Annotated in this window: 15 protein-coding genes; 9 read left to right on the top strand and 6 right to left on the bottom strand. The window is 39.5% G+C overall.

The features are described 5' to 3' along the window. Positions 1 to 4 precede the first annotated feature (4 nt). The 7 genes from nuoK to JET18_RS20940 all read left to right on the top strand — a co-directional run bounded on the left by nuoK (position 5) and on the right by JET18_RS20940 (position 9,382). The gene (gene nuoK, locus JET18_RS20910; protein ID WP_034730724.1) at positions 5 to 334 is read left to right on the top strand and encodes an NADH-quinone oxidoreductase subunit NuoK; all 330 of its coding nucleotides are present in this window, start codon (positions 5 to 7) and stop codon (positions 332 to 334) included. 3 nt (positions 335 to 337) lie between these two features. Further along, a complete protein-coding gene (gene nuoL / locus JET18_RS20915) occupies positions 338 to 2,251 on the top strand; it encodes an NADH-quinone oxidoreductase subunit L (RefSeq protein ID WP_202094467.1) in 1,914 nt (637 codons plus the stop codon). Beyond that, complete coding sequence (locus JET18_RS20920; RefSeq protein WP_202094469.1) at positions 2,251 to 3,744, top strand: complex I subunit 4 family protein; 1,494 nt, start codon at positions 2,251 to 2,253, stop codon at positions 3,742 to 3,744. The genes nuoL and JET18_RS20920 overlap by 1 nt, the downstream gene beginning before the upstream one ends. Positions 3,745 to 3,933: 189 nt before the next feature. Next, a complete protein-coding gene (locus tag JET18_RS20925; RefSeq protein WP_202094471.1) occupies positions 3,934 to 5,313 on the top strand; it encodes an NADH-quinone oxidoreductase subunit N in 1,380 nt (459 codons plus the stop codon). A gap of 426 nt (positions 5,314 to 5,739) precedes the next feature. After that, on the top strand, positions 5,740 to 5,991 hold the full coding sequence (locus JET18_RS20930) for a hypothetical protein (RefSeq protein ID WP_202094473.1): 252 nt from the start codon (positions 5,740 to 5,742) through the stop codon (positions 5,989 to 5,991). A gap of 127 nt (positions 5,992 to 6,118) precedes the next feature. Beyond that, complete coding sequence (locus JET18_RS20935) at positions 6,119 to 8,419, top strand: GAF domain-containing protein (RefSeq protein ID WP_202094475.1); 2,301 nt, start codon at positions 6,119 to 6,121, stop codon at positions 8,417 to 8,419. Positions 8,420 to 8,536: 117 nt separating this feature from the next. Continuing rightward, positions 8,537 to 9,382 carry a sulfite exporter TauE/SafE family protein gene (locus tag JET18_RS20940; protein WP_202094476.1) on the top strand — a complete coding sequence of 282 codons (846 nt, stop codon included), beginning with the start codon at positions 8,537 to 8,539 and terminating at the stop codon, positions 9,380 to 9,382. Positions 9,383 to 9,450: 68 nt separating this feature from the next. Here JET18_RS20940 and JET18_RS20945 read toward each other — a convergent pair whose 3' ends face one another. Together JET18_RS20945 and JET18_RS20950 are read right to left on the bottom strand one after the other, a co-directional pair. Further along, positions 9,451 to 10,374, bottom strand: a complete 924-nt coding sequence (locus JET18_RS20945; protein WP_202094477.1) for a bestrophin family protein — start codon at positions 10,372 to 10,374, stop codon at positions 9,451 to 9,453. Positions 10,375 to 10,393: 19 nt separating this feature from the next. Next, positions 10,394 to 11,575, bottom strand: coding sequence for a Pycsar system effector family protein (locus tag JET18_RS20950; RefSeq protein ID WP_202094478.1), 1,182 nt, complete (start codon positions 11,573 to 11,575; stop codon positions 10,394 to 10,396). A gap of 26 nt (positions 11,576 to 11,601) precedes the next feature. Between JET18_RS20950 and JET18_RS20955 the strand changes: the two genes are divergently transcribed. After that, positions 11,602 to 15,315, top strand: coding sequence for a metallophosphoesterase (locus JET18_RS20955; protein WP_202094479.1), 3,714 nt, complete (start codon positions 11,602 to 11,604; stop codon positions 15,313 to 15,315). A 282-nt stretch (positions 15,316 to 15,597) separates the two neighbouring features. Continuing rightward, positions 15,598 to 16,317: a hypothetical protein gene (locus JET18_RS20960; RefSeq protein WP_202094480.1), complete on the top strand. Its 720-nt coding sequence runs from the start codon at positions 15,598 to 15,600 to the stop codon at positions 16,315 to 16,317. Between the two features lie 24 nt (positions 16,318 to 16,341). Here the strand turns inward: JET18_RS20960 and JET18_RS20965 are convergent, their stop codons facing one another. The 4 genes from JET18_RS20965 to JET18_RS20980 form a co-directional block, all read right to left on the bottom strand. Then, entirely contained in the window at positions 16,342 to 17,226 is an 885-nt protein-coding gene (locus tag JET18_RS20965) for a hypothetical protein (RefSeq protein ID WP_202094482.1), read from the bottom strand. A gap of 2 nt (positions 17,227 to 17,228) precedes the next feature. Then, entirely contained in the window at positions 17,229 to 18,311 is a 1,083-nt protein-coding gene (locus tag JET18_RS20970; RefSeq protein ID WP_202094484.1) for an FUSC family protein, read from the bottom strand. Then, entirely contained in the window at positions 18,312 to 19,079 is a 768-nt protein-coding gene (gene mazG, locus JET18_RS20975) for a nucleoside triphosphate pyrophosphohydrolase (protein ID WP_202094485.1), read from the bottom strand. A gap of 435 nt (positions 19,080 to 19,514) precedes the next feature. Next, a complete protein-coding gene (locus JET18_RS20980; protein WP_202094487.1) occupies positions 19,515 to 20,072 on the bottom strand; it encodes a DUF5606 family protein in 558 nt (185 codons plus the stop codon). Between the last annotated feature and the right edge of the window lie 44 nt (positions 20,073 to 20,116).

A 20,116-nucleotide genomic window follows, 5' to 3' on the forward strand; every position in this document is an offset into this window, starting at 1 on the left:
AATTATGGGAGAAGTAAATACATTTATACAAAGCGTCCCTCTTAACTATTTCATCATGCTTTCTTCAGTATTGTTCTGTCTGGGAGTATTGGGAGTATTGTTGAGAAAAAACGCTATTGTTATTTTGGGCTGTGTAGAGCTTATGCTGAATTCTGTAAACCTTTTATTGGCTGCTTTTTCAGCGTACAAAGGAAACGGAGACGGACAGCTTTTAGTTTTCTTCATTATGGTGGTAGCCGCCGCTGAAGTTGCGGTAGGTCTGGCAATTATTGCTATGCTGTATAGAAATACCCGTTCTGTGGATGTAAGTATATTTAATAAATTAAGAGGATAAGGAATGGAAAATTTAGTGTATGCAATAGTACTTTTACCACTATTAGGGTTTCTTATTAACGGTTTATTCGGGAAAAACCTTCCCAAAATATTTGTAGGCTCTCTGGCTACAGCAATGGTTTTCGGATCATTCTGTATCGCGGTAAGTCTTTTCTTGAAAATGGATTCTGAAAGCCAGCCAATTATCGTAAAGGCATTTGAGTGGTTTACCGTAAACGGCGTTCAGATCAATTTCGGATTCCAGATCGATCAGCTTTCTTTAATGATGGTGATGATCATTACAGGTATCGGATCCCTGATCCATTTATATTCTATCGGATATATGAGCCACGACAAAGGTTTCTATAAGTTCTTTACTTATCTGAATCTTTTCATCTTCTCCATGTTACTTTTAGTGATGGGAAGCAACTACCTGATCCTGTTCATCGGATGGGAAGGTGTAGGTCTTTGTTCTTACCTGTTGATCGGATTCTGGTATACCAATGAAGAATACGGTAAAGCAGCAAGAAAAGCGTTCATCATGAACAGAATTGGTGACCTTGCCTTACTGATCGGGATCTTTATGATCGCTGCTCAGACTAATGCGGTAGATTACCTTACTGTAGCGCAAAACGCTTCAAAATTTGAATTAGACGGAACAGTAATTATCTTTATTACGGCGAGTTTGTTTATCGGGGCAACCGGTAAATCCGCTCAGGTTCCTTTATATACATGGCTACCGGACGCAATGGCAGGTCCTACTCCGGTTTCAGCATTAATCCACGCGGCAACGATGGTAACGGCGGGTATTTACTTAGTGGTAAGATCAAACTTCTTATTTACTCTGGCTCCTACCGTTCAGGGAGGAATCCTATTGATTGGATTCTTAACCGCGGCTTTGGCAGGATTCTATGCACTTCGTCAGAACGACATCAAAAAAGTATTGGCCTACTCTACCGTTTCACAGCTTGGATTCATGTTCATCGCTTTAGGGTTGGGAGCTTATACTACAGCAATGTTCCACGTAATGACGCACGCATTCTTTAAGGCTTTATTATTCTTAGGGGCAGGTTCTGTAATCCACGCGATGAGCAACGAGCAGGATATGCGTTTCATGGGAGGTCTGAAAAAATACATCCCTATTACCCACGCTACTTTCCTTATCGGAACACTGGCGATATCAGGTTTCCCTTTATTATCAGGGATGATCTCAAAAGACGAAATTTTAGTAGCAGCATTCGCTAAAAACCCTGTTTACTGGGTGATCTTATTTGTTTTAGCGGCCATGACTGCAACGTATATGTTCAGACTGTATTACCTGACGTTCCACGGAGAGTTCAGAGGTACGGAAGATCAAAAACATCATTTACACGAAAGCCCGTCCAATATGACCCTTCCGTTAATCATTCTGGCTATCCTTTCTGTGCTTGGAGGTTTCATTAACCTTCCTCACTTCATCGGACACGGTCATTATGCTAAATTAATGGAATGGTTGAAGCCTGTTCTTACCGAGCAGAGCTACAGTCAGATGGAAGCTACCCTTTCAGGAGTACCGTTTGGAACTGAAATGATTCTATTGGGCGCTACTGTATTGATGTTCTTCTGCGTATGGTTTATCGTAAAAAATACCTACGTGAAAAAGAAAAAAATGGCTCTTGCAGAAGAAAGCTATACCGGATGGGAAAAGCTTTCTGCTAAAAAATTATATGTAGACGAACTTTACAATGCATTGATTGTAAAAACTGTTGAAGGATTAGGACGCGGAGGAAAGATGTTCGATAAGGGGATCTTAGACCGTTTTGTAGACTTTGTGGGCGAAGGCGCTGAAGACAGCGGAAAAGCCATGAAGCGTATCCAGAACGGAAATGTAGAGACTTATATTCTTATCATGTCTTTAGCTGTGGGAATTATACTGATTGTTAACTTTATATTACAATAATGTCTGGTTTATTATTAACATTATTACTATTACCTCTTGTAGGTTCGGGATTAGTTTTTGCATGGAAAGATAAATCCAGCAAATATTTGGCACTGGGAATAGCTTTGATCCAAATGCTTATTACATTCTATATCGTAGCGGATTTTGATTTTAATCCAACGGTAGACAGTGTATTGCAGCACGAGATCAATTACCCTTGGTCACAGTTTATTAAAAGCTCGCTTCATTTCGGGATAGACGGAATGAGTCTGCTGCTTTTACTGCTGACCAATATTCTTACGCCCATCATTATTTTATCTTCTTTTAACGAAAATGTAAGCTACAGAAATACATTCTACGGTTTGATCCTGCTGATGCAGTTCGGGCTTGTGGGCGTGTTTACTTCTTTAGACGGACTGTTGTTCTACATTTTCTGGGAAGTAACCCTGATTCCGATCTGGTTCATTGCCGGACTTTGGGGCCAGGAAAACAAAAGATTTGAATTCACTACGAAATTCTTCGTTTATACATTCGTTGGGTCATTATTTATGTTAGCCGGATTGATCTATGTGTACAACCACTCTGCATCATTCGCTTTAACAGATTTATACAATGCCCAGCTTAATGAAGTACAGCAGACGGTGGTATTCTGGTTTATCTTCTTTGCATTTGCAGTGAAATTACCGGTATTCCCTTTCCATACGTGGCAGCCGGATACCTATACCTACTCTCCTACTCAGGGATCCATGCTTTTATCAGGGATCATGCTGAAAATGGCGGTGTATGGTGTTATCCGTTACCTGCTTCCGATCACTCCGCTTCCTATTGCAGGAATTTCAGGACAGATCGTTATCATCCTCGCTATCGTAGGAATTGTTCACGGTGCACTCATCGCAATCATCCAGACCGATATGAAGAGAATCATTGCGTATTCTTCTTTCTCTCACGTAGGTTTAATCGTAGCTGGGATTTTCTCTTCCGCAGTGATCACTTTAAGAGGAACATTCAATATTGAAGGGGCTGAAGGCGCAATGGTACAGACTTTTGCACACGGTATCAACGTAGTGGGATTATTCTACTGCTGTGATATTTTATATAAGAGATTTAAATCAAGAGACATCAGACAAATGGGAGGTTTAGCCAAAGTGGCTCCTAAATTTGCTGTATTGTTCCTGATCGTTTTATTAGGTTCAATGGGAGTTCCATTGACGAATGGATTTATCGGAGAATTTATTTTGCTGAAATCGGTATATGATTTCAACGGACTGGCAGCAGTAATCGCTGGTCTTACAGTTATTCTTTGTGCGGTTTATCTATTGAGATTCTACGGAAAAGCCATGTTTGGAGAAGGAGACGAAGCTGTTTTAAGTACAGCAAAAGACCTTTCCGGTGTAGAATTCTCCGTATTGGCAAGTTTAGCTGTTTTCGTGATCCTGCTGGGTATTTTCCCTCAGCCGGTAATCGATATGGTGCACAGTTCGCTGACGTTTATTTATACAGCGATGGCCAGCTAAGAAATTAAAAGATTTAAAAATTAAAAAATTAAGAGATTAGAAAGGACAAAAGAGAGAAGAGTTAAGAATAAAGAGAAAAGAATAAAGATTTGAAAACAGCACTCAGCTACAACAAAACTTTAAACCTTAAACTTTAAACCTTGAACCTTAAACTTTGAACTTTAAAATCTCACATCTCAAATCTATAATATGAGTGTTTTAATTATTGTTTTCCTAACGGCAGTTATTGCGTTATTTTCAGGAGTTTTCGAACAGGGAAAATTCGCGAGGTACATTGGGATTTTAGGATTAATCGTGGCTTTGTATGTAAGCTTCTTACCGGAATGTGCTTTCTTCGAAAAGTACAGACACATGTATGAGTATTCATTAAATACCGCATTATTCACCAAAATATCTATTGTAACAACCCTATTGTTATTCTTCCTGGGTGGTTTTGCATTCAGCAATCACAGAAGCCACCAGTCGGAATTATACGCCCTGATGCTTTTTGCATTAGTGGGAGGTATTGTACTTTTCGGATTCCAGAATCTGGTAACTCTGTTCCTGGGAGTAGAAATCCTTTCCATTCCGTTGTACGTGATGGCAGGTGCCAATAAAACTGATTTAAGATCAAACGAAGCTTCAATCAAATATTTCCTGATGGGTGCTTTCGCAACAGGTTTCTTACTGTTCGGGATTGCATTTATTTACGGAAGTGCAGGAAGCTTTGATTTATATAAAATTCAGGATTTCGGAGTGAAAAACTCTAAAGATGTCATGTTCATTTTAGGGGTCTTGCTGATCCTTTGTGCGCTGGCGTTCAAAGTGGCTCTTGCTCCTTTCCACATGTGGAGCCCGGATGTATATGCCGGAGCACCATCCCTGATTACTGCATTTATGGCGAGTGTCGTAAAGATCTCAGGATTCTTTGCTTTATTCAGACTGATGACGATAGGTTTCGCAGGCGTTACCCACGAATGGATCAATGTATTGGGAGTATTCTTAATCATTACCCTACTTTTGGCGAACGTGATGGGTCTTGCCCAAACCAATGCGAAAAGAATGCTGGCTTACTCTTCAGTATCCCACGCAGGATACATCGGGCTGGTTTTCTTCGGAATGACAACCCTTTCTACGTATAACCTGGCATTTTATCTGTTTGCTTACTCGTTATCTACAGTAGGTGTGTTCATGTGTCTGATCTGGGTAGAAAAATTAAAAAGAGAAACTTCTTTCGGAGCTTTCAAAGGATTGGCGAAAACCGAGCCTCTGTTGGCTACAGCAGCAGCAATCTCGATGCTTTCCATGGCTGGAGTTCCGTTAACAGCAGGTTTCATGGGTAAATTTGCTTTATTCTCCCAAGCGATGAACGGTGCAGCTTTCCTTGTATTAATTGCTGTTTTAGGTTCTGCCCTTTCTATAGCATTCTATTTAAGACTGATTATTGCGATGTTCTTCTTCAAAGAATCTACATTCAAATCTTCAGAAAAAGTAACGCTTACGTACAATATTGTAGCTGTATTCGTTATTGCATCTATTATCCTGCTGGGTGTTTTCCCAGACCTGTTCGCAAGACAATTCGGATTATAAGATCCCGATATAAAATATATAAAAGCACAACTTTCCGGTTGTGCTTTTTTTATGGAAAGATATCTGGAACAGTTTTTTTTACAAACATTTAAAAAATGAAACGCTTTTTTAAACACAAATTTCACAAATGAATTCACGGATAACACTAATACGATATGCAAAAAATCTGTGTAATCAGCGTGATCTGTGAGAAATTTTCCATACAGATTTTCCATTAAAAAAAGTTTGATTTGAGGAAAGCAAAGGAACGGATTTCGTCAGCGATTAGGCGCAAATAAAACATCAGCTTAATCAAATCAATCAAACATTGATTCAACTTTGCACCCTCAAAATATCCAGCATTAATAAGAAAATTTGCGTCAAAAAAATCTATACAAGTATCATAAAATCCCCGAAAACCACTACATTTGAATACCATTAATCACCATGAAAAAACTCCTCATCACCGTATTTACAGCTCTGCTCATCGCAGCCGTTGTATTTTTTGTCACTAAAGACCAAAAAGCTACTGAGAATTACAGAATGTTCGTTCTCCCTTTCGCCCTTATATTCTCTGTCCCTTTAATGAAATTTCTCTTTCCGGTAACCCGTGAATTAAAGATCGGAACTTCAGAATTTTATCCTAATCTTTATCACAAAACTGCCGAATTTTTCAAAAAGAAAAGAGGGAACAGATAATGCTTTATCTTTTTTTGAATTTTGTTTGGAAAAAATAAACAAAGTCATTCAGAAAGATCATTTTTACCAATTTGAAGGCGATTAGAAAGTGCCGTTTTTTTTATAACTTTACTTTAAATTTCAGCTCTTGGCCAATCTTTACAAAAAAGACGCTCCATTTCAGGTTCTTATCTCATTCAAAAAATATTTGGATGTGCTGGAACATATACGCTACAACGACCGTTTGGAGTACAGGGCCAATTATGCCGAATCTATTATTGAAAGGACGAAGAAATTTCCTGAGCTGAGAGACGGATTCCTGGATGAAGCTGTTCTCGAAAAACACGAAGACCTCATCAGGCAGATCCTGGCAGACCTCTTCCCTACCGGCCTTACCCACAATGAAATCAAGGCGGCCAGTATTCCGCTTTCCAAGACTACATTCAACTATACCGAAAGATTTAAAGGTATCCTTAAAGATGCCGGAAAGGACTTTGAAATAGAACTGAGGAATATCGGGGACGATGAATTTTATGTATTCTGCTGCTGTCTCATCCTTCAGGCTTATTTCAAAAGAGATATCAAAAGTACGATGCCTCTTTATTATGATATCCCCAACAGGCTGGGAATCATGAAGCATTATAAAATTACGGTCAATTCAGATTTTACAGAAGTTTATCCTGGCGAAGATGCAAAAATCCCGTCGGATGATGTGGTGGACATGCTGCTGGAAAACCTGGACGATTTTAAGCTCTGGAAAAAATATTTCCCTTCAAGATCATGGGTTTTAAAAGGATTTACTATTGTTTCCCTGGTAGACTGTACATCTGAAGTAGCCCTGTCTGACCTTAAATCAAGCATGATCGAGATTGATCCGGAAGATTTGAGCCCGGATGAAAATCTTGTGGAAATTTTCAAATCCTATTTCGAGGTCCCGGAACTTAATTTCGGGCTGATGCTGTTTGACAAAAAAGATCAGAAACTGGGCAGGCTTCCCATTTACGAAAATCTTTTTACCCATCATGTGCTGGATTTCTGGATTAATGCATTTGATGAAGAAACCCGGAAGAATACATTCAGTAATATCAATCATAATTCCAGACCGATTGTAATCTCGAATGTGAACAATCTGGATAGTGACATTAAAGAACTTCCCTCCTTCAGTATTTTGAGGGATAACAATATCAACAGCTTCATGGTCATTCCTATCATGAAAGATGGAGAACTTCTGGCAATCATGGAATTTACTTCACCGCAGGCGAACAGTTTCAATGGATTAAAACTCAAAAAAATGGAGTTTTTTACCGATATGATCCTCTTCTCCCTGAACAGGTTCAATTTTGAGAAAAACTACCAGATAGAAGCCATTATCCAGCGGGAATATACTTCCATCCACGACAGTGTCGTTTGGAAATTCAGGAATGAGGCTGAGAAATATTTCAATGCTTCACTCGGGAAAAAAATGTACACGCTGAAGCAGATTTCCTTTAAAAACCTGACGCCGCTGTTCGGGTTCTCGGATATCCGTTCTTCTTCCGACAAACGGTTTAATCTGATGCTGGAAGACCTCAACCAGCAGCTGGAAAGCCTTCACGATATTTTTATCATGATCAATTCCGATTCGGAAAAGTATCTTCTGGCACTGGACATTTTTGAGAATGAACTGAACAACGAGATCAAAGCGGATACGGAACAGCGCTTCCAGAGATTGCTGAGAGAGGAAATCCATCCTTTCCTGCAGGCAAAACTGGAACTGAAAACCGACCGTGAGATAAAGAATAAAATCAAAGATTATTTTCTGCAGGTTTTTACCCAGACAGATCTTTTTTATGCCAACAGAAAAAGCCTTGATGATTCTATAACATTGGTGAACAGGAAGCTTGCCGATTTATTGGATGAAAGCCAGGTAAAGGCCCAGCAGATTTTCCCGCATTATTATGAAAGATTTAAATCTGACGGTGTGGAGCACAATCTCTATATCGGCCATAATATTGCTCCGGATCTTCATTACACCTCAAAAGAAGTCCACAAATTAAGATACTGGCAGCTGAAAACCATCTGTACCATGGAGCGCGAATTTCAGAGCTTTAAAAGAGATCTTCCGATCCAGCTTGATATCGCGTCCCTGATCTTTGTTTATAATGAAAAAATAGACATCCGTTTCCGCATGGACGAAAAACGCTTCGATGTAGATGGCGCCTATAATTCATACTACGAGATCATAAAAAAACGTCTGGACAAAGCCCATGTAAAAGATTCTTCAGAAAGAATAACCTGTCCGGGAAAGATTACCATCGTATATTTCGGGATGGAAAACCAGAAAGAATATCTGGAATACATCAGTAAACTTCAGAAAAAAGGAATTCTCCAGAATGACGTGGAATTTTTGAAAGTTGAGGATCTTCAGGGAATTACGGGATTGCTGGCATTGAGGATTTCGTTGGTGTAAACCTAGCCGTAACATTTTATTCTTCTGTCAGTTTCATCATTTTAAATCATATCATTTTACTGGTTATTTTAATCAAAATCATACATCCTGAGAAGAAAGTATTATCTATCTTTGAAAGTGAAATATAAACCTGATATTCATTCTCAAACCATTTATCTTTCTATGGATCTTTATTCATTTTTCGCTGAATATTCCCTTCTTTTTCTGATTTCTTTATCTTTAATTGCTTTTGTTTCCGGCTTTATTGATGCTGTGGTTGGCGGCGGCGGACTGATCCAGATTCCGGCACTTCTTATTGCTTTTCCCAATCTGCAGGTGGCTACTATTTTCGGAACCAATAAAATAGCGGCGTTGTCTGGAACTACGGTTGCTGCCAGCCAGTATACAAGGAAAGTACGTTTTAATTATTCTTTGCTGCTTGTGGTTTCCATCTTTGCTTTCATCGCTTCTTTACTGGGCGCTCAGGTGGTCAGCATTATCCGGACGGAAATCTTAAAACCTGTGATCCTGGTGATTCTGATCGTCATGATGATTTACATCTATAAAAAAAAGCAGTTCGGAACTGTTCAGACCAAAAACTTAACACCATTAAGACAAATGATTTTAGGATCTCTTATTGGCTCAGTAGTGGGTTTCTATGACGGAATATTCGGTCCCGGAACCGGAAGTTTTTTCATCCTGGGCTTTGTTTTTTTGCTGGGTTTCGAATTTGTAATGGCTTCAGCATATGCCAAGGTAATCAACTGTCTGACCAATATATCCGCACTTACCGTTTTCATCAGACAGGGACACTATATATTGGGGATTGGATTGATGATGGCTTTCTTTAACGTAGCAGGAAGCTTCATCGGCAGCCGTATGGCATTGAAAAAAGGGAATGGTTTTGTCCGAAAAATATTTCTTGTGGTGGTTTCCCTGATGATCGCCCGTTATGGCTATGATGTTTTTACGGAATATTTCTAAAATTTCATTAAATCAGTTGTCTTCAAAAAGTACATTCCTATCATATCTTCCAGCTTCCCTCCAAAAGACTAATCTATAAAGTAAGAATCCGGCTTTTTAAGCTCTCCCTGAGGTATTCCGGCCTGCTCGAAGATAGAGTATTCAATGGTTCTGCACATGCTGTTCAGTGCCAGATCATTTTCCTCTTCCCCAAACGGTTCTCCGATCTCCTGAATAATAGCGTCCAGTGCAATAAATGTATAACTGATCAAAAGAACGATCAGAGGCATCATCCATCCCAATGAATCCACCAGCCCGAAAGGCAGCCAGAAGCAGTACAGATACACCGTACGATGCAGCAGAACGCTATATGCAAAAGGTAATGGTGTGTTGTAAATTCTCTCACATCCTCCTGAAATATTGGAAAACTGATTAAGCTGATGATCCAAAGCAGTCATAACGATCGTATCAATATTACCCTTCCGCTGCTGCTCATTCAGCCAGTCTGCAATAAAACCAAGAATAATACTGGGAATAAACTTTTTATCCTTCACCTGTTCCAGATGCTCCGGAGACAGCAGCCCCGCTAAATGTTCAGTTCCGGGTTTATCTCTCAGCTGGTTATTCAGGGCCCAGCAGAATGCCGATACCATCTTAATGATTTTTTCTTTTTCTTCTTTGGCCGTTGGCGACGGATCATTCACCAGCGATAAAATCTGTCTGGTAAAAGATCTGGTTTCAATGACGAGTGAGCCCCAAAGCTTCCGGCCTTCCCAAAAACGGTCGTAGCTCGCGGAATTACAGAATCCCATGAAAATAGCCAAGGCAAGCCCAATGAGCGTAAAAATGGTAGGGTTAAGATGGACTTTATAATCGAAAATCTTTCCTTTAAAAAAGTAAATTGACAGAGAAAACACCAGAATAACCGCCAGCTGCACCACTATTTTCTTCAGCACGGAACCTCTCCATATAAACAACATTTTCAGCCAATGGGTACGCTGTCGGACAATCATCTGTATCTATTTTTTAAAATTAAAGCGAAAGAAAAGCATATCCGAAAGAAAGCACGGAAATAATAATTCCGGCCATAAATATCTTATACGTTACCGATAAAAGCTTGTACTTTCTGTCCAGAACTTTTCCTAGGAAATAAAGATCTTTCACCATAGAATCATAAATATAATCCCGGTCCTTGATCAAGTCTTTCATGGCATCATGATAATCATTAAAGATCATCTGGTGAAAATTCCCGAAAAACAGAAGGTTCACCTTTCGGTCTGCAATATCCTGAGCCGTGAAGTGGGTTTTGGTCACATTCGGTTTGGTGGATAAAATCGCAAATATGATGGTCAGAACACTTGAAAGCAGCAATACAAAACTCGGAATGATCAGGTGTGCATTTTTAGGCGTATCCAGCTTTGGAACCAGTACGGAAAGGCATACCGAAATAATAATTGCATTTACAGAAAGCAGAATATTCGCTTTGCTGTCCGCAATATCGCTCAACCGGGTATGATTGTTCAGCGTTACTCTGAATAAAGTATCTACACTCCGGTCAGATTTAGGATCTTTAGGCTCCTTTTTAGTCTCTGAGCTTTCTTTTTTGTCCTTTTTCTTTTCCTCGTCTTTGTCCAATTTTTTTTCTATTTTTCTGATATTTTCGTTTTTCAGAGGCTCCCAGTTTTCCTTTGCATAATCCGTGTAATAATGATGTCTGTTTTTCAGCATATCCAGATTTCCGGCATTCCATTCTTCATTGGAAAAGCATCGTACATTGGTAAGTTCCCATTCTTTTCTCAGCGCATCCGAAATATCATTATAATCGTGGCTGGCAAAATGACTGCAGTCTGCATCCTTTACAATCTTTTCCAGAAGGTTCTGCGGTTCGTAGGTAATTTTTGTAGCAAGGATCAGTTTGGAAACGTCCTCAATATAAGTTTCAGGAAAGTTTTCCTGCTTCAGAAAAGCAGTAAGGATGGCCACGCCTTCTTCTTCATGATTCTGGGCACATTCTATATATCCTGTATCATGGAACCACAGCGCCAGCAACACTTTCTCCTGATCTTCCTTGGAAACAGGCGTATTTCTGATGATCTCCTCGGCCTTATTGACCGTGTAAGTCGTATGAATAAAATTATGATAAAAATATACAGAAGATAACTTATCTTTGAATAAGTTTTCGACATAATCTTTAGCTTTGTGTAAAATGCCCATTCCTGAATTTTTGTTAATGTAAATTTATGAATTTATCCTTTAAAACTCATTTAAAAAATACTTCTATTGCCTTTCGGACCGTATTGTCTGCCGGAGTTCTGTATTCCTGCGCAACATATAACGTAAAAAAGGGAAAAAACTTATTTGAAGTACAAAATTCCGACATAAAATCTGAAAACGATTTCAAAGTTTTTCTGATCGGAGATGCCGGAAATTCAGATGAGCCACAGGCACAGAATACTTTAAATTTACTCAAAAACAAACTGGATTCTGCAGACAGCAATTCTATGCTGATCTTCCTGGGTGATAATATTTATCCCAACGGACTGCCAAAGGAATCAGATAAGGATTACACAGCGGCCAAACAAAAGCTCGAAAACCAGCTTTCGGTTACCAAAAATTTTAAAGGGAAAACACTGGTCATTCCGGGAAATCATGACTGGAATAACGGCCTGGACGGGTTAAAAGCTCAGGAAGACCTTGTGAAAGCCTATTTCAACGATAAAAAAGCTTTTCTGCCTAAAAATTCCTGCGGAATTGATGATATTAATTTATCGAAAGACATCAAGCTTATCGTGATTGATACCGAATGGGCACTCGTCAACTGGGATCAATATCCCGGCGTGAATAAAAACTGTACGATCAAAACCCGCGAAGATTTTTTCACAGAATTCAAAGATCTTGTTACTAAAAACCAGGATAAAAGAATTATTGTTGCGCTCCATCATCCGGTGATCAGCAGCGGAACCCATGCAGGTTTCAACTCTGCGAAGGCACATCTTTACCCGCTGAAAAGCAAAATCCCGGTTCCGGTGGTTGCCAGCGTGGTGAATATCCTGAGAAGTTCTTCCGGAGCAAGTCTGGAAGACATTAATAACCAACACTATGCTGATCTGGCCAACCGTTTAAAAAGTATCGTTCAGGATAAAGAGAATATTATTTTTGTTTCTGGACATGATCATAATCTGCAGTATCATGAAGACCGGAATATCAGGCAGATCGTAAGTGGCGCAGGTTCAAAAATTGATCCTTCCACGATTGTGGAAAAAAGTGACTTTTCATACGGAGGCAGCGGTTTTGCCGTTCTTAACCTCAGAAAAGACCAAAGCACAGACGTTGAATATTTCTCCACGAAAGACAACAGCCTGAAAAAGCTTACCCATATTTCGGTGATCTCAAAGCCGGATGCATTTGTGAACAATTATCCAAAATCTTTTCCGGGGAATGTCACATCAAGTATTTATCCGGTGGAGCTTACGAAAAAAGGACCTGTATACCGCTGGCTTTGGGGTGAGCATTACAGAAGATACTACGGAATCCCTATTGATGCGCCTACAGCAGACCTTGCTACTTTAAACGGTGGGTTTACGCCGTTCAGAGAAGGTGGCGGTAACCAGTCGAACAGTTTAAGGCTGAAAGCGGCAGACGGACAGGAATTTGTGATGCGCGGGGTGAAAAAAAGTGCCGTCCGTTTCCTGAACAATATGGCTTTCAAGAAAAGTACGTTCGGTAATGAGCTGAACAATACCTTCCCTGAAAAATTCCTTCTGGATTTTTATACAACGAATCATCCGTTTACACCATTCTCCGTGGGAAATATGGCTGATAAACTGAATATTTTCCATAGCAATCCCAAATTATATTACATTCCAAAGCAATATGCTTTAGGAGAGTACAATGAAAATTACGGGGATGAAATGTACATGATCGAGGAACGTTTTTCTTCTGATCCTAAAACGCTGGCTTCGCTGGACAACGCAAAAGATATTGTGTCTACAGATGATGTCCTGAAAAATTTTTCCAAAAACTATAAATATTCCGTAGACCGTGAATCTTATATCAGAGCCAGGATCTTTGATATGCTGATCGGCGACTGGGACAGGCATTCCGACCAGTGGAAATGGGCAGAATACGAGGATGGCGACAAGGTTATCTATAAACCTATTCCCAAGGACAGAGATCAGGCCTTCAGTAAATACGACGGGGCTGCTTTCAGAATTATTATGAATGTTCCGGCCATCCGCCACATGAAAACGTTTAAAGAAGACATCAAAAATGTAAAATGGATGAATATGGAGCCGTATCCGCTGGATCTTGTCTTTTTAAAAGGCGCTACTCAGGAAGAATGGATCGCACAGGCTCAGTATATCCAGGAACATCTTACGGATGCTGATATTGACGATGCGTTCACCAATCTTCCGAAAGAAGTGAAAGATGAAACGTTAGCTGATATTCAGAGAAAATTAAAAGTAAGAAAAACAAAACTACAGGATTACGCAGCGAAGTATTATGATGTACTTCAAGAAAAGGTATCTCTGGCAGGTACGGTGAATCCGGATAAATTCGTGATTACAAAGACGGGGAAATCCGTGAATGTAAAGCAATATAAATTAGATAAAAACAAAGAAAACCCTGAGCTTGTTTTTGAGAAAAACTACGAGGATTCGAAAACAAAAGAACTTTGGATCTACGGTCTTGAAGATGATGATATTTATGAGGTTTCGGGAGAAGGAAGACCTAAGATGAGCATCAGGCTCATCGGGGGGTACAACCATGATGTTTACAATATTGCTGACGGAAAAAGTGTAAAGATTTATGATTTTAAATCCCAGAAAAATACCTACAACGGTTCGGCAACAAAAAATATTTCTGATGATTATGATGTGAATACCTACAATTACAAACATCCGAAATATAACTTCTTTGCAGGCTATCCGAATGCTGATTACAATCCAGACGACGGAGTGATCATAGGCGTTCTGGCGAATTACACGGTAAATAATTTCATCCGCGATCCTTATACGCAGAAACACAGCCTGAAAGCTAATTTCTATACGGCTACGGCAGGGTTTAACGTTGCGTACAAAGGTATTTTCAAAAAGGCAATCGGCGGATGGGACTTTAACCTTGATGCGGCTTACACGACTCCTAAGTTTGCAAAAAACTTTTTCGGGCTTTCCAACGAAAGTTACTACGATAAGGAAGAGACGGAAAGAGAATACAACAGAGCAAGGATCTCTAAGTTCAATTTTGCGCCTTCGATCTCTAAAAAAAGCTGGATGAATCTTCAGCATCAGTTCCAGCTGACCTTTGAGAGCAATAAGGTTCAGCGCAAAGGAGACCGCTTCGTAGACCAGTCTCCGGATGTGCGGCCGGAAGTTTTCAACAGCCAGCAGTTTGCGGGAGCCAATTATACATTCAGTTTTAAGAATTTAGATAACAATGCCTTCCCTACTTTAGGACTTGAATTCCTTGTGAATGCCGACTGGAAAACGAATACGTCCAATACGGAAAGGAATTTCTTCACCCTGAACGGAACATTAACCATTGATCATAAGCTTGACAAAAGAGGTGTTTTTGTTTTTGCCAATTCCAGTAATGCAATGTGGATCAGCAACAATAATTTTGAATTCTACCAGGCAGCAAGCATTGGCGGAAACAACGGGATGCGGGCATTCAGAAATGACAGGTTTTCAGGAAAATCTTACTTTACCAATAATTCTGAGATCCGCTGGGATTTCGGAAGGGTGAGAAACAATATTGTTCCTGCTAATATGGGTGTTCTGATCGGTTATGATCTGGGCCGTGTGTGGAATGACAATGAAGATTCTGACAAGTGGCACCAATCCGTGGGAGCAGGCTTCTGGATGAGCGTTGTAGAAATGTTCTCCGCAAGACTGAATTACTTTTACGGCTCGGATGGTGGCAGAATTTCTGCAGGGGTAGGAATGACTTTTTAAGCAAAACCTTTACGAAGATCAGTGGTAAACCGGTATAAAAATATACCGGTGGTTATATGATTTATATCAATTTTTACTATAAAATAAATTTAAAAGGCGACTCATTTCATTTATAAATCACTACAAATAAAGCAAATACGATCTGGAAAGTCAGATCATATATTTTTGAATTTCAAACAAATACACACATAGTTCAATATGTTTGTACATCTGCTAAAAAATCAATGTTTTTAAAACCATCTATATTTGTTTTCAAATTATTTCAACAAAACAAACTATTGGATGAAGAAAACGCTATCATACATGGCATTATTTGTCATGTCTTTAAACGTAAACGCACAAGTGGGTATAGAAACCCCAACACCACAGAACACACTCCATGTGAACGGGAGTCTTCAGGTGGTAAAAGACCTTAACGTAGGTGGCAACGCAAAGACGAAAGGAAACTCCGGAAACCGCGGAGAAGTATTAATGTCAAATGGAAACGGGAATGCACCATCCTGGACCACCATTGAATCCCAGAATTTTTTAAAAGTAGTATTTGTCGGCAATAAAACGGACATCAATCCGAGCTCGGGAAGCTATACCGGTACCGGAAGCAACCCGATCAGCACGCATGACAGCTACGCAAAAAGCTATGTATACAATGTGACGAACAAAGTGGATAATACCTATCTTACGTATAATTCAACGACAGGATTATTCACCGTAGTAAAACCCGGATACTACAATATTGTTCCTTACATCACGTATGACCTCAGCTTAAACGGCAACGGCTATACGGCAGGAACAGCGAAGTCTTCCATTCAGAGGGTTTCTCCGGCTACCTCCACATTGGCTTCCATTTCCACGGGACATGGCGAGCGTACACTGGGCGTGAACCACAACCTGTCCTCCATTACTTATTTCAATAAGGATGAAACGTTCAGGGTACGATGTGTATACACCCAGAATTTCAGATTATCTGCGGGTAATATTCACATTTCTTACCTTACGCCGTAAGATATTTTTAGATTTAACCTTCAGCTATTTTGTCTGAGGGTTAAATTCAAATCTATATACATTTCCACCGGTATCTTTGTCTTTTTCATCAGCAATCAGCAAGGTCTGATCATCAAGAAAAACGACCGCTTCCTTCTGTGAATTGTGGTTTAAGGATATTCTTTCAATTTTGGAAGTATTGAAATTATCCGCCCCGAATCCTGAAAGTACATGAATATTTTTATGGGTAAGCAGAACAATCTTATCATTGGTACTGTTGATGGCAGCAGAAGTGATGGCAGCATCGCTGTATTTTCCTTCAAGCTTTAATTTTCCAATCAGTTTTGCTTCAAAATCCCCTTCTTTATTAGGAACCTGGAAAACCAGGAAAGTTCCATCAAAACCTTTGCTTCTGTTCTTGGTGAAAAGGTAGAAATTTCCGTTCATCTCTACAAAAGCCTCACAATCATACAGCCAGTTTGATTTCTTCGGAGGAAATTCTGTCTGCCCTTCATAATGGAATTTTGTAGTCTGAACAGCTTTGGTCGTTTTTTGAAAACTGTCTTTTAAATCCAGTTTTAAAATCGCCAGATTCTGTCTGATGTTGTCATTATTTCCAAAATCCCCGAGGTAGATATTTCCCTGGGCATCTTTTGTAATATCCTCCCAGTCATTATTTTCAGCATTTTCCACCAGAACATCGGTCACCAGCTTTCCCTGCATATCCAGACCGTATACCACATTTTTATTTCCCTGATCTTCTATAGCCCAGACGGTGTTTTTATCCTGGGACAAAACAATTCCGGAAACTTCTTTCAGCTTTTTGGGTAATGAAAATTCTATTTTCAGATCGTCTGTTTTAGGGGAATCCTGAGCTTTCGGATTACAGCTCCACAACAGAAAAGCGGACAAGGTAAGAATACGCAACATAGCTATTTTTTTAATTTTTTAAACTGAAAATACGAGTACCGTATATTTTTCTCTAAGTTATTAATAATCTGCTGACGGTGCAGAAAAAAACCGGCCGTAAGCCCTATTAAACTTCCGATAATGGTATCCAGAAGTCTTGCATGCATCAGATTTTCTACATTATGATGAACCAGGCTTCCCGTTTCCGTCAGAAGAATGGTTAATGGGGTTATAAAAACCACTGCAAAACCGTAATTTCTTACAATAAGCAATTCTATGATAAACTGCAGCACGGTAATAATGATGATCATTTCTATTTTGGCAGGATCAAACAGCAGGATGAGCCATGCAAAACCTATTCCAATAAAGGTTCCGAGGATCCTGTGCATATTCCGCTGGCGTACGTGTTCAAAATTCCGGCCCTGTATAATTGCTATGGCTGCGATAGAGATCCAATAGGTATTTTCAAATTTCAGCAGATGTCCAACGATTAATGTCAGCATCATAAAGAAGCCGATGATGGTGCTTTCTACAAATTTAGTATATCTTCTTTTACTAAATTTTCTCCTTCTGGGAATAGAAAAAACTTCTCCTTTCTCTATAAAAACAGAGTACAGAAAAGCCAATGAACAGGATAAGATCGCTCCCATTGCAACAAGTCCTACCCGTGTAGGAATCATTTCCAGATCAAACTGATAGGTGCTTGCCATGGAGGCCAGCATAATAAAGAAAAAATTTCCCGGTGGCGGAACTTTGAAATACGAGGTAATAAAATGGGCCAGAAAAGAGACAATTCCCAAAGACAGACCTGCGGCATAAGCATTAAAGCTGAAAAACAGACTGATGGTAAAGGAAAAGACCATCCCGAACGCACAAACCGCCAGATGCACCATGCGCTGCGTGATTGGCGCTGAAGTAAAATATAAAATCGTCAACGCTCCCAAACTCGACAGACTTCCGTAATTGGGTTTTCCGAGGAAATAGCCGATAAACAGGCAGCTGCCAATACAAAGTGCTGCCAGAAAGGGAAAATGCCACTTCCTTTCTGTCTTTTTAAATTCCAGCAGATACTGAAACCTGTGGTGTACGGGACGCTCTGCCTTCATTTATGACATGAGTTTTGCCTTCTCCCACAATACATCCATCTCCTCCAAAGACAAATCCGCCAGCTTTACATCTGATTCTTCCGCCAGCCTTTCCATTTTCTGGAACCTGGAAATAAATTTCAGATTGGTTCTTTCCAACGCAGAATCCGGATTCAGTCCTGAGATCCTTGCATAATTGATCAGGGAGAAAAATACATCTCCAAGTTCAAGTTCTTTTTTATCTAAGTCCGTCTCTTCATGAAATTCCCGGATTTCTTCATCCACTTTTTTCCATGCATCTTCCGCATCATGGAATTCAAATCCGATGCCTTTTACTTTATCCTGAATTCTGTAAGCTTTTACAAGGCTTGGAAGGCTTTTCGGGACACCGCCCAAAATAGACTTATTGCCTTCTTTCAGTTTCAGTTTTTCCCAGTTCTGCTTCACTTCTTCTTCATCTTTCACTTCTATGCCTCCGTAAATATGAGGATGACGGAAGATCAGTTTTTCATTTAAAGAATTAATGACATCCGCTATATCGAAGCTTTCCTTTTCGGAGCCTATTTTAGCATAAAAAACCAGGTGAAGCAGTACATCACCCAACTCTTTTTTGATTTCCTGTAAATCTTCCTGCAGGATGGCATCTGAAAGTTCATAAGTTTCTTCAAGGGTCAAATGACGCAGGGACTGCAGTGTCTGTTTCTGGTCCCACGGACATTTTTCACGGAGATCATCCATAATGTCTAGTAATCTTCCGAAAGCTTCCAGTTTTTCCTGTTTGGTATTCATAATTGGGAATTCAAAGTAGTGCAAATTTAGGGTAAATCTTTAATTAAGCTCTTTTGTCTTCAAAGAAAAGTTCAAGACCTGGAAATTCTGCTAAAAATAAAATGAAGCTTGCTTAGTACTCGAGGAATCCATGTCAAGGTTTAAAACCTTGACATGGATAGCATCTGATATTGGGTTTTGGTTTTTATTCGCAAGGACGCAAAACTTTTTTATCATTAAGCTGTTTAAAGACGCAAGAAAATCAAAGATTTTCAGCTATTCTTTAGGTGTGTGAATGAGTAGGTAAGTCATTGCAAACTTTTAGGAAGCAATCTGATTTTTTAACAAGATTTCTTTTGAGATTGCTTCGTCACTTCGTTCCTCGCAATGACAGATATAGCAACAAAAAAACCTCATCATTTCTGACAAGGTTTTATATTTTAAATTCAGGAAGAATTATCCTTTCTTAGTATGTGTACTTTTTGGAGCTGCTTTTGCTGCAGAAGTAGCTTTTACTTTTGGAGCGGCAGGCTTTTCTGCTTTTGGAGCTGCTTTTTTAGGAGCTTCTTTTTCAAGGCTTACTTCTTCCTGTGCACCATCCAAAGTTTCAGGTTCTGCTTTTACGAAGCTTTCAGGCGTAACATATCCTGCTTTCTGAAGGATGTTATACCACTGAGCCAGTTTCTTGATATCTGAAGCGTATACTCTTTCTGTATCATAGTTTGGAAGAGAAGTCGTCATAAAATCTTTCAACACATCATCTGAAGATTTGTGAGAAATAGCTTCTTTATACTCATTATTCTTAGCAATATTTTCAAAAACTTCGAACAAAGGAACTTCTTTATCAAACGTAAACATAGCGATATTATCCAGTAAACTCACCTGACTGGAGTTTCCGATGCTTACTTTTTTCTTTGTAGTAACATCTTCAATGATAAAACCGTTTCTTAATTGAGAAACTAATTTGAAAAGTCCTGGCTTTCCGGAAATTGAAATTATTTTTTCTAACAGCATAATTTTATTTTTTGTAAATTCTGCAATCGGCACGGAGCCTTTTG

This window comes from Chryseobacterium endalhagicum (assembly GCF_016745235.1).
GTDB lineage: Bacteria > Bacteroidota > Bacteroidia > Flavobacteriales > Weeksellaceae > Chryseobacterium > Chryseobacterium endalhagicum.